We start from the raw sequence: 13308 nt of genomic DNA, 5'->3' as shown, positions 1-13308 counted from the left end.
AACTCGACCAGGAAAGCACTATGTCACAAAAGCTCTCAGGAAGAGTTGCGCCTGTCACTGGCGGAACTTCAGGAATTGGTCGTGCAACTGCGATCGCTTATGCCCAACAACAAGCAAAGGTGGTGGTGGTTGTCCGTCGAATTGATGAAGGTGAAGAAACTGTTCGATTGATTAAAGAGCTGGCGGAGAGGCTATTTTTCGCTAGCGCTGCGTTTGAGTTTCTTTGCCGCCGCTGATTTAAGCCGTTGGGCGTTTTGGGTAATGTGAGGTGTAGAACGAATGACGGATAAACTTGAGCAGAACAAACAGACGGTCACGGCATTTTATGACCTGATGTTCAATCAGTGTCAGCCCGCAGAAGCCATCGAGAAATATGTCGGCGACGTGTACTACGATCAGGCGGGATGATGAGGCAATTATATGTCGAATCACTCACTCAAATCCTGGTGATTCATTTACTACGACACTATTCGACCCTAACGCAACCGATTGGATCACAAAACAGCAGCTTAACTCGTACCCAGTTGCATCAGGCGATCGATTACATCCACGCTCATCTGAATCGAGATTTATCCTTGGCTGAACTGGCAAGTGTTGTTAACATCAGCCCGACTTACTTTGCGAGTTTGTTTAAGCAAGCAATGGGGGTTTCGCCCCATCAGTACGTGATTCAACAGCGCGTGGAACAGGCGAAATTGATGCTGTCGAAAACGGATTTAGCGATCCCAGACATTGCCTTACGAGTCGGCTTCTCCAGCCAAAGTCATTTAACCCAACAGTTTAAGCGAATCACCGGAATGACTCCAAGGCAAGTTCGCTAACTCCATAAGAATCTGATAAGACATCGTAAGAATCTGGAAGAAGTCAAGCATTAGAACTCACTACACTCAAGTTAGCTAAGACACAGAAAATCTAGGAGTTCATTACCATGTCTAAAGTGTCTTCTAACTATTCGCGGGAGTCGGGAAAGACCCCCGCTGCTTCCTCGAAGCGACCCGCACCAAACAAAGTCTCCCGTCCGGGCTGGATCGAGATCGTTGTCAGTCTCGTCGTCCTGGCGATCGTCGGGTTCGGGATTGGCTCACAACTTGGGCGATTTGAACTCGATCTCGTATTCTACGGACTGGTCTTTACCGCACTCTCCGGCATCGCCGGAATTGCCGGGTTCGCAGCAGCCGCACTGGTGCGGATTCGTTGCCTGAGCGCCTTTGGTGTGCACCGAGTTTCCGGGCGGTGGATGCTCATCGGGGTCGGGGCTGGACTGGTCGCTTTCGTGCTCAAGAGTCTGGCAATTCTGACCTACATTCAGATCACCGGGGACAGCGCCAACGTCCAGGGTATGTACGCCGAGGGTGGCAGTGGCGGAGTGCTGTCCTTAGTTCTGGCTACAGTGTTGCTCGGACTCGTCACGCCTGTCGGCGAGGAACTGCTCTTTCGAGGTGTCATCACTAATGCACTGCTACGCTACGGTCCGTTCATCGGGGTCGTGGGCAGCACCCTGATCTTCGCCCTCATGCACGGCTTCAACAACGTCTTCCCCGCCGCCTTGGTGGTCGGTCTCGTCACCGCCGAGGTGTACCGCCGCAGCGGATCGGTTTGGCCCGCCGTTGTCGTCCACGCTGTCGTCAACCTGCCCACAATCCCCGTGATGGTGCTCGCTGGCACGGGCTGATATGACGGATCGGAGTTTGATTTTGTGCTGAAGGTCGATATTAATTGAAATCATTGAGAGTGCCTGGGGAGATTTTCCATCCTCCTACCGTTTAGTCATCAGCCAACCTCAGAACATTGTGTATGTAGCTTGCCCGACTGACTTTGCTGCCGTTGTTGGACTAAGAGAAAACACGATCGCATGGGCGCGGCTATACATGGAGCCAGTTCAAAGCCTACCAAAGTAGCACTGGTGAGCCTAATATTTTCATGACTAGCTTTAAGATTCAGAATCCTTAGATGCCTTATATGAAAAGCCACAGTAAGGACAAAAACGAAATTTTAAAGAGGTAATCGGCTCATTACACTGAGCGCAACTATTACGTAAGCCAGTACCGCACAAGAAACAGAACTACGATCGCGGCAACAACCAGATTTCTTCAAGAGTTGTTCCGGGAGTCCAGCAGTGAGGACAAAATTTGAGGACATCGGTTGCAGACATGGGTACACCCCGGATAACGGTATCCAGGTACTCAGATGGAACCTGCAATGCGATCGCTATGAAGGCGTGCCGCAAGGTCAGCATGACTGTATGCGATCGCTTGACTCAAGAGGTGATTGAAAATATTCACTCTCATAGTATCCAAGATTATAAAAACGCCTTTTCCTTAAATAAACATCTATGGTTATACCCTGTTTTTAAACTGAACCGTTTAGTTTGTACTTAGTGACAGCTTCGCCAGCTCTTCCCCAAATTGGTTGCCGGATGGTTTGATTTCCTTGACACCGATCGCTTGAAATTCGACGCTTTTGTAGGGTTTGAGTTGGTCGCGCCCGATGCTCAAAAGTTCGTGTGGACTGATGCCGTCGCGGGTGAAAAAACTGTGCGACTCGTGCGCCCAAGCGTTGCGCGGATTGCCTTTGTCGCAGACTAACACTCGGCGGCGACCTCTGCCCAAAAGGAGTGCCGCACTGAGTCCGGCACAGCCGCCACCGACGATGACACAATCGTAAATCTCTTTGTTTTGGTTCATCATCTTTTTCCTAATTTCTTCTACACCGATTCAGTGAGTTGTCTATTTGTTTTCTTACTGGCTAATGACGCAGTTAAACGCTAGTGTCTGTATGCAAACAGGTTGCAATGTAGGCTATACAAGATTTTCCCCGCATAACTGCAATGGACTTACTATGTTTTTGTGGCAGTAGAGGGTAAGGTTCCGGGCGAGGAATGAATCAATACACTGGAGTTTGACTAATCACATTCACATTCGGATCGAGATTGTCGCCAGTGCTGTAGACATAATTAAATGCACCTTGATCGTCGAGAAGATGCGATCGCAAAAATAATCCACTCCAGCGTGCGATCGTCTCAGTTATCGTGGTTTGGCCTAAGGTGGGTCTGTTTGGCTCCCGCTCAGGGTTGTCTTCGTTGGTGATGCCATAGTGGTTCGCACCTTCTACGGTAACTGAAACTTTGGGCGGGTTGAGAATTTGATCGTAAGTTGTTTGACTATTGATCGGTGGAATCACGCCATCCAAACTGCCCTGAATCAGCCCGACTGCGATTCCTTCGTTATCGATGGGCAGGAATTTTCCAGTTTGCTGATCGCGGAAGCTAGTGCCATAGAAGATACCTGCCTGCAACTCTGGAGGAATTGTGTAGTCTTGGGAGCAAATTCCGGGTATGCAAATCTCGTCCTGTGTTGCGCCTAATCCGACGGCTCCGCCAAACGAGTGTCCCAGGAGTCCGAGCGTTTCGGTATCGGCAATTTCAAAAATCTGTGAAGTCGGATCGGCATCTTCCACTTTCATCTGATCCAGTACATCATTTACTTGCCCTTGCTCAGAAAGTAGACCTGTCACCGTTTCACCATTGGGTGCGGTTACCGTCCGCTGATTGTTGGGAACCACGACCACAAATCCATAGCTGGCGACTGCCTGTGCATAGTTAGAATAGTCTGCTTTATCGACCAGAGCACCTTGCAGCATCAGCGCGATCGGCAGTTGATCCGGCGTTGAATTTGGCAGCACTGGATAATACACATCGGCTGGATCGCCATCTGCGGCAATTGTGGTTCTGTAATGCTTCACCTTGTTATAAATCGGGTCGGGATCGAAGCATGTCTGTTGCTCTAAACTCAACCGCAGTACCTCTCCCTGTCCGGCAACAAAGCCTTTATTGGAAATGTAAATGTCACCGTCAGCACCAATTTCTAGACCTGTCGGATTCGTTAATTCATCATCGGCGATCGTCGTGCGAGTTTTGCCATCCGGAGACACGTAAATCAGCGCACCTGCGTCGCTGCCATTCAAAATTCCATCCGCATCATATTCCAGAACATATAAACCGCCAGCGTCATCAAAGGTAATATCAGCGATATTCGTAAATCCTCCTGCATAGACTTCCGGTTGACCTTCTTCATTGATGCGATAAACTTGTGCTGTTTCTGCTTGAAAAGGGAACCCAGTCAATTCGCCGACATAGAGAGCGCCATCCGGGCCAACGGCGACTGAAGTAGGTACAGGCTGCCGCACCACTGCTTCACCCGTGAGCGGATCGGTTGTGGTACGAATTGGAAAGACTGTTTTTAGAGTCACTTCGCCGCCGAAGGCTCGCTGATAGAGCAAATCATTAGCACCTGCATCAATGACGTATGCGGTATTGTCTTTAATCAACAAGTCATAGAGGTTGGTAATGACATCTTGCCCATCGGGGTTGTTGTTTTGTTCGTAAGCGCCAAAATCCCGCAGCCTTGTCCAGGAAGCACCACCGTCAAAGTTACCGATCGCGATTAACTGGCTGAAATCGGGAACTTGTAGCACGTCATCTCGATTGGCTGGATTGCTGGCAAGACCTACGATCGCATAAGCGTTTCCATAGGCATCAAACTCAATATCACTGACACCTGATGCATCCGATCCATCGGGTAATGCCAGCGACGGTAGTCCGGTTACGACTTGTTCTGCAACACCGTTTTGAATTCGAGTAATCGCACCCGTTGCACCATAGAACAAAGATGCGTCCGGTTGACTGGGAGACGGAACACTAGCACCTGTTCCTCCTCGTCCTGCTTCGGCAACATAAAGTGCCCCATCTGGGCCAAAACTCAGCTTCCGGGGGCTATCCAGACCCGATGCTAGCACTTCAATTTCTGATATCTGTGGCGTTTTTACTGTTTCAGACATAATTTTCTTCCTTTGAATTGATGATGTCCAAATTTAATTCAGGAGGCAGGGGGAGAAAGAGACTTTCATGCTTGGCGGTGAAACTTGTTTCATTGGGACTGCCCCCTGCCTTTCTTCAGTCACGATCGTCCATGTTCATGCGAGCCTGGACACCTAAACAGGTTCCATATACAAGCGTGCCCACTCGATCTGATCCGCTTGTATGCCAAGAATAGTCACCCCGCGCATCCCAAACTGCGAACCATCACGATGGGTGCCGAACCAGTACCACTCTGCCCAAGCTGTGTTACCCTCAACTGCCGAACAGAGCAACTCTGAGTAAAAGTCTGGGATGTTGTCGAACATGGTAGACCAATTCTTACGGGCATCCTCAATTCCCTGGAAACCCCGCTCCGGGTGGAGTGGATGATTGCCCTGAAAATTAGGTGCAAAACAGGCTAAAAGCGCTTCCAGGTCATGGGCGTTTTGTGCTTGTTGCAGTCGCTCTATAACGATGCTTTGGCTGGTTTTCATCATGCCTCCTTGAGTGCGAGATGTCCAACTGTCGATCGAAATACATCTTCCGGATCGCATTTTCGTTTCAGGTCGAGCAAGCGTTCATAATTCGACAACTCCGTGTACAGCCTTCTCCGGATCGGCTGGCTTGACCACCCTGAAAGTTAGGTGTAAAACAGGCTAAAAACGCTTCTAAATCATGGGCGTTATGTGCTTTTTGCAGTCACTCTATCACAATAGACCTGCCTGGAAAATAAGGCAGGATAGCGCAGCGGTAGCGAGTCCGCGAGCGTCGGCAGAAGCCAGGTCTAATGCTCTGTCTAGATTTCATGATTTCTCGTTTGTTGTCAATGCGATCGCTCTAACATCGATGGCAATTGGTGAGTTACTTCAGTGCTGCTGTTGCCTCAATCTCAACCAATGTTTCTTTTGAGGCGAGTGAGGCAACACCGATGCCAGTAAGAGCGGGGCGCGATTCTGCTAGAAATTGCGCGAGAATTGGTGCGATCGCCTCCATAGATTCTCCAAGTTCACCCCGAACATAGATGCGAAGGTGGAGCAAATTCTCTACGGAGCTTCCTGCTGCATCCAGGACGATAGTTAGGTTAGTCAGCACATTCCTGAGTTGCCCCTCGACGGTATGGGATGAGACTTGATGGTTCATGTCCCAGTCAACTTGACCAGAAATGTAAACGATACCCGATGCGGTATCGACAACAGCGTGGGACAGTCCGTGCGGTCTGCCATCATAACGTTGTGGCGGATTGATCAGTTGCTTTCTCATGGTGTCTATTGTGTAGGAAAGAGCGTTGTAATCTAATTCACGCGATGAATTCGATGCCATACTTGGGGGCTGCTGCCAAAACTCGCTCGATCGCTTCCGGGGTGGCTGGGCGTGATGAAGCCTCTGGGTCGTCTACTGGAACACCGATTTCGGCAAAGAATTTTTCAATACACGCTCCTGTTCTTCCCGATCTAGGAGATTTGATACTCAAAAGAATGTTATGTGCGCCAGGCAACTTTAGATGCCACTTCCTGTACTACTGCAAGCTCTAAACGCTTGACTCCTGACGATAAAAAGGCAGTTGCAGCCCGATCGCTCTCAGTACGATCCACATCCATCAGTGGTGTCGATGAAATCGTGAGGGCCAGGCGATCGCCCAAGGTCGCAACTCCAACATTCCGCTCTACCACACCTGAAGTGACAGCAGGTGCATGGAGTGCTTCAATCCGAATGTTGCCGTATTGTTGAGCCATATCGATGTGACCAAGATTTGTGACGTTCAGTTGACAGAGATATTGCGATTGCGTTGCTTCAACAAAGGCGGTGGCATCGGTGAGATTTGCCATTGTGGGTTGTCGAAGTTGACGCTCCTCGACTAACTGCTGGGCAATATCAATTTGTGAGAGTTGAGATTTAACCGATCGAGCAATGTCCCAAAACGTGGAATCTGCCTGAAGAGAATGAGTCGTCATACACATGCAAATATAAAGCCCAACTCCCTCTAGCATCGGCAAAGATAGCTGCGAGCGCACATTGACCGGGTGTAAACATCGCAACACATCGCTGGGTTTAACGTCTTGCTGAGTGAGCAAGAACGCCGCGCTGATTGCACCGTGTACGGTTGTCCCTTCGGCTCGACTGCGTTGGATCAGTCGCTGGGTGAATTCGGGAGAGAGGAGAACGGTGTGAATGTGGGGTTGGGGACGACGAGACAGGGGTGGTGGATAGTCCGTGGGCTTAGCAGTCGCTTCTGGAGACGGTGCAATGCCAGGAAGCGCTGATTCGAGCGATAATGCCGCAGAAAGTTCCGATCGCTCAAATATTTTGCCTCCTAACCCTTGGAGAATATCTCGCATCAGATAAACGCCAGATAGCCCATCTGCGATCGCATGATGGCAAATAATCATCAGCTCGGATTCAGCCCCCGATTGCAGCAGCACGACTCGCAGTAAAGGTGCAACCTGCCAATTCAATGAGCGAGCCAGTTCGACTTCGAGTTCTGCTTGCCAGTGCCGATCGTCCGTTCTCGCGACCAGCCGCAGTGGAATTTCGTCGTCGGTTTCGACAAATTTAGGCTGTCTGATCGCGTCAGTGGTGATGCGGACTCGCAGCAGCGGATGGCGTTGCTGAACTTGCCTAAGCACCGTCGAAAGTTGGTCGACACTAAACTGCCCCTGAAGTTTCGCAACGGTGGCAAAATCTATCGAATAAAACTGGTTGTAGAGCCAATATAAATGTTCAAATGCGCCTAAATACCGTTCCATGAGAGACTCCTATTGCTATCCTCGGTTGGCTGGATCAAGGGACAGATAAATGTTGCGGACGAAGATTTGCCCTTCTCCTGGCATGGGTACGGGCTCCTGTGTCCATTCAAAATTCGATTCTGCGATCAAACCTACGGGACGCAAAACAAGCCGCCACTGCCGATTCACCTTTGTTGCCATTTGAAATTCCTCCTGCGTTTTCATGTAAATCTGATCAGTAATAGTGTTGCTAATCACGTTTTGCCACAATAATCTTTTCTGCTAAACCAACAGGGTTAGAAAACATCACCTCATGACCACCCGGCATTTGCACGAGCCGAAATAGCCCCAAGCGACTAGACATCCTGGGATGCCATCCCCACTCCCCTTGAGGTAAGGCATTGTCTTCTGTACAGTAGAGGTAACTTTTAGGAATGGGCAGCGAGTAAAACTGCTTCAGGTCTAATTTGTCAATAAACGGTTGATACGGTTCAGGCGATAATTGCGCGTAGCTCGATTTCGCCAGGTCGAGGTCAGCATCGTTGAGGAATGTTTCTCGCCAAATATCGAACGGCAGCATGATTGTATTATCGCCCGATGCTTCAACTAGATCATTGAATAGCTCTTGAGAGGGGAATGGAAGGTTATCTTTGAGGCTCTCACCATCATTGAGGACAAAGGCATCCAAGAAGATGAGTCGCCGAATGCGATCGCTAATTGCTTCGGCAACTTTCATAGTAATTGTGCCGCCGAAACTATGTCCGAGTAGGACAATATCGGTTAAGTCTTTATCAACAATGTAATCAATGATCGACTGCGTACATTGAGCATGGTTGACGTTTTTATTCATGCCTTTACCATGACCCGCGATCGTGGGTGCAAAAGCCTGATGTCCCTTCGCTTCTAAATGTTGGATGACCGTGTTCCAAGCAGAGCCATCATGCCATGAGCCATGAACCAAGACAAAAGTTGACATAAAATCGCTCATTAAATTAGCCCGCCATGAGTCCACCATCGATCGCGAAAGACTGACCTGTGATGTAGCTTGCAGCATCAGAACATAAGAACACAACCGTTGCAGCAATTTCTTCAGGTTGACCCATTCGCCCCATTGGGACGCTCGACGATACCATCGACTCAAACTGCTCTAAAGTCACACCCATCTCTTGGAAGCTATTAGGAGTCACGATTTCTGTGCGAATATAGCCAGGATTGACGGCATTAATGCGAATCCCTTGCTTGGCATAATCGAGCGCAGCAGAACGAGTGAGACCCATCACAGCATGTTTGCTCGCAGTATAAGGTCCAGATCCAGGCACCGCGATCAATCCCGCTACTGAAGAGTTATTGATGATGACCCCTGCTCCTTGAGTCAGCATCTGTTGAATTTCATATTTCATGCATAAGAACACACCCCGCAGGTTAGTCGCCATCATGTTGTCAAAGTCTTCAACAGACTGCTCGTGTAGTGGCTTTGGAGGTCTACCAAACCCAGCGTTATTGAAGGCAAAATCTAGCCTTCCGTAACTTGCGACTGTTTTCTCTATCAGTGCCTTAATATCCGTTTCACTCGATACATCCGATCGCACAAACAAGCACTCTGCTCCGGTATCGCGAATCATCGCAGCAGTGGCTTCACCTTCTGCTTCCCGTCTCCCAGAGAACACCACTTTTGCACCCGCAGCCCCAAAAGCGATCACAGTTGCCCGACCAATGCCCGATGTTCCTCCTGTAACTAAAGCCACTTTATTTTCAAGCAGCATAATGTTAACCTCTTGTTGTAAAACCAGTTGCATTAATTTGAGTGTAATGACTTACAACGCTCAACTTCTTTCAGATTCTTACAATGATTCGTCAGATTCTAATGGTATTAGTTTTATTTGAAATTTCACTGCTAGGCGCGTCCTGCCACAATAATCTTTTCTGCTAGACCGACCGGATTGGAAACTATCACCTCATGACCACCCGGCATTTGTACGAGCCGAAATAGTTTCAAGCAGCTAAACTCTCTACCAAGGAATTATTCCTTGCTCCTGAGAGTTGCTAATACTATGAACATGATGGTTTTGCCTTTTAGCTTGTTGTGTATCCACCATCGATCACCACAGGTTGTCCAGCGATGTAGCTAGTACTCTGTCACAGCAACTTTGCATGCCAGTGTAGAGTCGAAGGGATTTTGTTTTTACAAAGCTACAAACGGAATTAAAAGGCATTTAGCCGTCGATACTTTAGGCTTTCCTTTTTTTAGTCACTGCACCAAAGCCAGTGTCTGTGATGAGATATGTCTGTTAATTTTAAACCAGGAAAACTTCAACAGGTATTTACCAGTTTGTTTGTCTCCAAAAACCCAGTTATCCTGCCTTTCCAAGTCTAATCTACCCCAGTATTTCTTTTGACACCAATTCCAATTTTTGGTTGGGTGTGTGCGCTGGGCATATCTATATTCTCTATGAAACATCCATTTATCTAATTTAGTAAATGTTTCAGAGGATACACCTATGCGGAAATAGTTAGCTTGTCCCCTAATAATAGGGTTGAGTTTTTCTATGACTGCATTGGCGCTGTGACCAATTATTTTTTGCCACTCTTGCCTCAGTTTATCCCGTATATTTTGCACAGATTTTTACTAGGTTTTATTAACAGTTTCCATCCCGTTTTGCTATCGGAAACTGCATAGTGTCTTATGTTGAAACCAAGAAAGTCAAAGCCCTCAGATAGGTGGACAATTTTAGTCTTCTCTTCGGAGAGTTTAAGACCTTTCTTATCCAACCATTCATTCAAAACCAATTTGGCTTTTTCTGTATCTTCTTTGGATTCGCAAAACACAACCAGGCCATCGGCATATCGAACAATAGCACGATTACTAATTATTTCACCGCGTTTTTGTATTTAACACCCAATGCTGACTCCATTCCATGCAAAGCTATATTAGCCAATAAAGGTGAAATAATTCCGCCTTGCGGTACTCACGCTTTGGTGTTATGAAATCCACTATTATCCATGTACCCAGATTTTAACCATTGGTGAATTAACTTTCTTGCAGGAAAGTTGCCTATGGTTGACATCAAAGCTTCATGAAAAATGTTATCAAAACAACCCTCTATATCGGCATCTAATACCCATTTTTTCTTATTATTTGAATGTGCTATGGTAAAAATTCTTCCAATAGCATCATGGGTACTTCTGCCAACACGAAAACCATAGCTTGTAGCCTCAAATTTAGACTCCCATGTGGGTTCTAATGCGTTTTTTACAATCGCTTGTAGGCATCTATCGATTATGCTCGGTATCGATAGTGGGCGTTTTTTATCATTTGGCTTAAGAATGTACACCCGTTTTGCAGGCAGTGGTTTCCAAAGGATAAATTTAAGTAGTGCATCTACTAATATCCCCCTGGCTTCTGGTGTTTTAATTACCAGTTTATCCACACCTGAAGTGTTTTTACCGCGATTATTTTGCGTGACTCTCCTAACACTATCGTATCAGCCACTTTCGATAGCCTGATCTGACAGAGCCTCAATGCAGATTCACAAGCGTTATTCTTGTCGGTCTTACCCTAGCCTCCTTTTCGTGAATGGCTTTACTACTCAGGTTGGGCATTTAACCTTCTAGCTATGAAACTTTGTAATTACTCACAAAGCCCCTTTAGGCGAGTACAGGCTTTGGATACTAGCCTGGGAATTTTCTGAGGATTCCACTCTCCTGTGCGACTTCGGGTTGCACGTACGGATGCTTACTTCACCCCAATAAAGGCCAATGTCGTCCTGCACCCGATGAAAAGGCACGGCGTCCGTGGTATTAAGAAAGGTAGAGAGCAATGCTTGCTGATAATACGATAGATGCCCGAATTGCGGGAAACAAGAACGTGCCTTTTTACCATAAGAAAAAAACGCCCGCGTCGAACGCTTTAACCGATCTGATTCGCGCCGTACTTCGGATGAACGCAACGGTGCAAAAATCAGGAACACGCCTAATGCGGGGTACGGGAATAACCAATGCTCGGTGGCAAACGCTAAGTGAGTTATTCGCACTTGAAAAGCGCGTCACGGTAAGCGAATTGGCTCGACATATGGGCTTTTCACGGCAAGCCGTACAACGACTCGCTGATGACATGGCAAGCGACGGTTTGGTTGAGTTCGCCGAAAATCCCGGCGACGCGCGAGCGATGCACTTGCTGCTCACGGAAGCAGGCAGGACAAAGTATCACGATGCGTTGGAGCGCGAATGGCAGTGGACAAATGCGATCGCCGAAGACTTTGACGCGGAACAAATCACTCGTGCCGTGGCACTTCTGGAAGCCATTACGCAGAAGATGCAAACCGATATTTGACAGAGCAGCGGCAACATAGTATCATCAATATTGACAATATGTTGTCAATGTCTTACTCGTAAGAAAGCCACCAGCCCGATGCTGAACCCAAAATTAGAAAAATATCATTGCTGAACGAACTGGGGTCTAGACGACCCTGGTCACGCGCACTGATTACCTAGCACCCGTCTAGGTGCGCAACCAAATCCAAAGGAACTATGAGGGACTATCATGAAATCTTGCGAAGAGCTACGGGACGGCGGTATGGTCGCCATCGTCGGAGCGGGCCCAGCTGGTACGATGTTGGCGCGGCTATTACAAACACAGGGCTTTTCCGTGAAGGTCTTCGAGCGCGACGCCTCGCCGACCTCGCGATCGCAAGGCGGCAGCCTCGATCTGCGCCAGAACGCCGGTCAACGGGCGATCGAACAGGCTGGGTTGATGGAGGAATTCCGTTGCCTCTCGCGTAGTGACGCCAAGGCTTTCAAGATGCTGGATTCGCGAGGCAAGCCGCACCCTGCGGGCGAAGCCGGAACCCACGAGGAGGCCGGCCCGGAGATCGACCGCGGCGATCTCCGGCAGATGCTGCTTGGTTCGCTCGCTCCCGACACAATCGCCTGGGGCCACGCCGTCAACGATGTCTTGCCCGAGGCGGACGGCCGGTGGCGCCTGGAGTTTAAAGATCAAGCGCCCGTCACCGCGGATCTCGTCGTTGGCGCCGATGGCGTCGGCTCCCGCGTCAGACCCTGCCTGACATCGGTTCGCCCGCGCTACACCGGCATGACAATGCTCGCGGGCGTGATCCGCAAGGAGCTTTGGCGCGGCTCCGAACTGTCGGACCTTCTGGGCGAGGGTTCGGTGATGTTCGCCGACCATCACCAGACCATTTTCGTGCAACGCTGCTCCCGCGACTTGATCCTTCTCTATTACTCGATGGTGGTTGCCCAGGACTGGCCTGCAGCGCAAGGCTTCGCGCTCGACGACAGCAAGGCCGTCCTCAATGCCATCACTTCCGCTTATCACGATTGGTCGCCCGAGCTGTTGACGATGCTGACACAAGTCGACGGCAATTTCCATCGCTGGCCTCTGTCCGTGATGCCACCGGACTACCGGTGGGAGACGCGGCCAGGTCTTGCCATGGTCGGCGACTCGTCCCACGCCATGCCGCCGTTCACCGGCAAGGGGGTGAACCTTGCACTGCTCGACTCGCTCGAACTGGCCGACGGCTTAGTGGCCAATCCGACCGCCGAGGTCACGGAGGCCGTGAAAAAGTGCGAGGCGCGCATGCAGGAGCGGACACGCAATGAGCTTTCGGAATGCCTGGAAGTCGGACGACACATTTACGGACTCGAAATCGACTTTAGCAAGCCGTAGTGAAGTGATGCCGAAATCCAAATTCAATCATCCCAGTTAAAAATCAA

Annotated in this window: 20 protein-coding genes; 6 read left to right on the top strand and 14 right to left on the bottom strand. The window is 49.2% G+C overall.

What is annotated here, in order from left to right; genetic code table 11:
- Positions 1-20: 20 nt before the first annotated feature.
- The 4 genes from HCR01_RS30715 to HCR01_RS30705 all read left to right on the top strand — a co-directional run bounded on the left by HCR01_RS30715 (position 21) and on the right by HCR01_RS30705 (position 1672).
- A complete protein-coding gene (locus HCR01_RS30715) occupies positions 21-236 on the top strand; it encodes an SDR family NAD(P)-dependent oxidoreductase (protein ID WP_193199792.1) in 216 nt (71 codons plus the stop codon).
- Positions 237-279: 43 nt separating this feature from the next.
- Positions 280-408 carry a hypothetical protein gene (locus tag HCR01_RS40185; protein WP_264299954.1) on the top strand — a complete coding sequence of 43 codons (129 nt, stop codon included), beginning with the start codon at positions 280-282 and terminating at the stop codon, positions 406-408.
- Complete coding sequence (locus HCR01_RS30710) at positions 405-821, top strand: AraC family transcriptional regulator (protein WP_226889745.1); 417 nt, start codon at positions 405-407, stop codon at positions 819-821. The genes HCR01_RS40185 and HCR01_RS30710 overlap by 4 nt, the downstream gene beginning before the upstream one ends.
- Positions 822-928: 107 nt before the next feature.
- Complete coding sequence (locus HCR01_RS30705) at positions 929-1672, top strand: CPBP family intramembrane glutamic endopeptidase (RefSeq protein ID WP_193199791.1); 744 nt, start codon at positions 929-931, stop codon at positions 1670-1672.
- A gap of 258 nt (positions 1673-1930) precedes the next feature.
- Here the strand turns inward: HCR01_RS30705 and HCR01_RS39210 are convergent, their stop codons facing one another.
- The 14 genes from HCR01_RS39210 to HCR01_RS40175 form a co-directional block, all read right to left on the bottom strand.
- Positions 1931-2053 carry a double zinc ribbon domain-containing protein gene (locus tag HCR01_RS39210; RefSeq protein ID WP_226889744.1) on the bottom strand — a complete coding sequence of 41 codons (123 nt, stop codon included), beginning with the start codon at positions 2051-2053 and terminating at the stop codon, positions 1931-1933.
- Between the two features lie 9 nt (positions 2054-2062).
- Positions 2063-2236: a hypothetical protein gene (locus HCR01_RS39205; protein ID WP_226889743.1), complete on the bottom strand. Its 174-nt coding sequence runs from the start codon at positions 2234-2236 to the stop codon at positions 2063-2065.
- Between the two features lie 127 nt (positions 2237-2363).
- Entirely contained in the window at positions 2364-2687 is a 324-nt protein-coding gene (locus HCR01_RS30695) for an FAD-dependent oxidoreductase (protein WP_226889742.1), read from the bottom strand.
- A gap of 196 nt (positions 2688-2883) precedes the next feature.
- Positions 2884-4836, bottom strand: coding sequence for a ScyD/ScyE family protein (locus HCR01_RS30690; RefSeq protein ID WP_193199790.1), 1953 nt, complete (start codon positions 4834-4836; stop codon positions 2884-2886).
- Between the two features lie 153 nt (positions 4837-4989).
- Positions 4990-5409 (bottom strand): nuclear transport factor 2 family protein, encoded by a 420-nt coding sequence (locus HCR01_RS30685; RefSeq protein WP_226889741.1) that lies wholly within the window; start codon positions 5407-5409, stop codon positions 4990-4992.
- Between the two features lie 307 nt (positions 5410-5716).
- Positions 5717-6175, bottom strand: coding sequence for a RidA family protein (locus HCR01_RS30675; RefSeq protein ID WP_226889740.1), 459 nt, complete (start codon positions 6173-6175; stop codon positions 5717-5719).
- Positions 6153-6326, bottom strand: coding sequence for a hypothetical protein (locus HCR01_RS30670; protein WP_193199789.1), 174 nt, complete (start codon positions 6324-6326; stop codon positions 6153-6155). Before HCR01_RS30670 ends, HCR01_RS30675 begins: the two co-directional genes overlap by 23 nt.
- A gap of 7 nt (positions 6327-6333) precedes the next feature.
- A complete protein-coding gene (locus HCR01_RS30665; RefSeq protein ID WP_193199788.1) occupies positions 6334-7599 on the bottom strand; it encodes a condensation domain-containing protein in 1266 nt (421 codons plus the stop codon).
- Between the two features lie 15 nt (positions 7600-7614).
- Positions 7615-7779 carry a hypothetical protein gene (locus HCR01_RS30660; protein WP_193199787.1) on the bottom strand — a complete coding sequence of 55 codons (165 nt, stop codon included), beginning with the start codon at positions 7777-7779 and terminating at the stop codon, positions 7615-7617.
- A 49-nt stretch (positions 7780-7828) separates the two neighbouring features.
- On the bottom strand, positions 7829-8554 hold the full coding sequence (locus HCR01_RS30655) for an alpha/beta fold hydrolase (RefSeq protein WP_193199786.1): 726 nt from the start codon (positions 8552-8554) through the stop codon (positions 7829-7831).
- Positions 8555-8570: 16 nt separating this feature from the next.
- Entirely contained in the window at positions 8571-9341 is a 771-nt protein-coding gene (locus HCR01_RS30650) for an SDR family oxidoreductase (RefSeq protein WP_193199785.1), read from the bottom strand.
- A 485-nt stretch (positions 9342-9826) separates the two neighbouring features.
- Positions 9827-10195, bottom strand: coding sequence for a group II intron maturase-specific domain-containing protein (locus HCR01_RS30640; protein WP_193199784.1), 369 nt, complete (start codon positions 10193-10195; stop codon positions 9827-9829).
- Positions 10171-10404, bottom strand: a complete 234-nt coding sequence (locus HCR01_RS40180; RefSeq protein ID WP_193199783.1) for a reverse transcriptase domain-containing protein — start codon at positions 10402-10404, stop codon at positions 10171-10173. Before HCR01_RS40180 ends, HCR01_RS30640 begins: the two co-directional genes overlap by 25 nt.
- 140 nt (positions 10405-10544) lie before the next feature.
- Complete coding sequence (locus tag HCR01_RS40175; protein ID WP_320073211.1) at positions 10545-11006, bottom strand: reverse transcriptase domain-containing protein; 462 nt, start codon at positions 11004-11006, stop codon at positions 10545-10547.
- Between the two features lie 389 nt (positions 11007-11395).
- Here HCR01_RS40175 and HCR01_RS30625 point away from each other — a divergent pair, with 389 nt between their 5' ends.
- Positions 11396-11908, top strand: coding sequence for a MarR family winged helix-turn-helix transcriptional regulator (locus tag HCR01_RS30625; RefSeq protein WP_193199782.1), 513 nt, complete (start codon positions 11396-11398; stop codon positions 11906-11908).
- A 210-nt stretch (positions 11909-12118) separates the two neighbouring features.
- A complete protein-coding gene (locus tag HCR01_RS30620; RefSeq protein WP_193199781.1) occupies positions 12119-13261 on the top strand; it encodes an FAD-dependent oxidoreductase in 1143 nt (380 codons plus the stop codon).
- Positions 13262-13308 lie beyond the last annotated feature (47 nt).

The sequence above is a fragment of the Nostoc sp. MG11 genome (assembly GCF_014904695.1).
GTDB lineage: Bacteria > Cyanobacteriota > Cyanobacteriia > Cyanobacteriales > Nostocaceae > Komarekiella.
This window is presented reverse-complemented; position numbering and strand designations above follow the sequence as displayed.

Bases quoted from the DNA above. Each gene is read 5' to 3' on its own strand.
- HCR01_RS30715 (WP_193199792.1), top strand. From the start codon at position 21: ATGTCACAAAAGCTCTCAGGAAGAGTTGCGCCTGTCACTGGCGGAACT.
- HCR01_RS40185 (WP_264299954.1), top strand. From the start codon at position 280: ATGACGGATAAACTTGAGCAGAACAAACAGACGGTCACGGCATTTTAT.
- HCR01_RS30710 (WP_226889745.1), top strand. From the start codon at position 405: ATGATGAGGCAATTATATGTCGAATCACTCACTCAAATCCTGGTGATT.
- HCR01_RS30705 (WP_193199791.1), top strand. From the start codon at position 929: ATGTCTAAAGTGTCTTCTAACTATTCGCGGGAGTCGGGAAAGACCCCC.
- HCR01_RS39205 (WP_226889743.1), bottom strand. From the start codon at position 2,236: ATGCTGACCTTGCGGCACGCCTTCATAGCGATCGCATTGCAGGTTCCA.
- HCR01_RS30695 (WP_226889742.1), bottom strand. From the start codon at position 2,687: ATGATGAACCAAAACAAAGAGATTTACGATTGTGTCATCGTCGGTGGC.
- HCR01_RS30690 (WP_193199790.1), bottom strand. From the start codon at position 4,836: ATGTCTGAAACAGTAAAAACGCCACAGATATCAGAAATTGAAGTGCTA.
- HCR01_RS30685 (WP_226889741.1), bottom strand. From the start codon at position 5,409: ATGCGATCCGGAAGATGTATTTCGATCGACAGTTGGACATCTCGCACT.
- HCR01_RS30675 (WP_226889740.1), bottom strand. From the start codon at position 6,175: ATGGCATCGAATTCATCGCGTGAATTAGATTACAACGCTCTTTCCTAC.
- HCR01_RS30665 (WP_193199788.1), bottom strand. From the start codon at position 7,599: ATGGAACGGTATTTAGGCGCATTTGAACATTTATATTGGCTCTACAAC.
- HCR01_RS30660 (WP_193199787.1), bottom strand. From the start codon at position 7,779: ATGGCAACAAAGGTGAATCGGCAGTGGCGGCTTGTTTTGCGTCCCGTA.
- HCR01_RS30655 (WP_193199786.1), bottom strand. From the start codon at position 8,554: ATGTCAACTTTTGTCTTGGTTCATGGCTCATGGCATGATGGCTCTGCT.
- HCR01_RS30650 (WP_193199785.1), bottom strand. From the start codon at position 9,341: ATGCTGCTTGAAAATAAAGTGGCTTTAGTTACAGGAGGAACATCGGGC.
- HCR01_RS30625 (WP_193199782.1), top strand. From the start codon at position 11,396: ATGCTTGCTGATAATACGATAGATGCCCGAATTGCGGGAAACAAGAAC.
- HCR01_RS30620 (WP_193199781.1), top strand. From the start codon at position 12,119: ATGAAATCTTGCGAAGAGCTACGGGACGGCGGTATGGTCGCCATCGTC.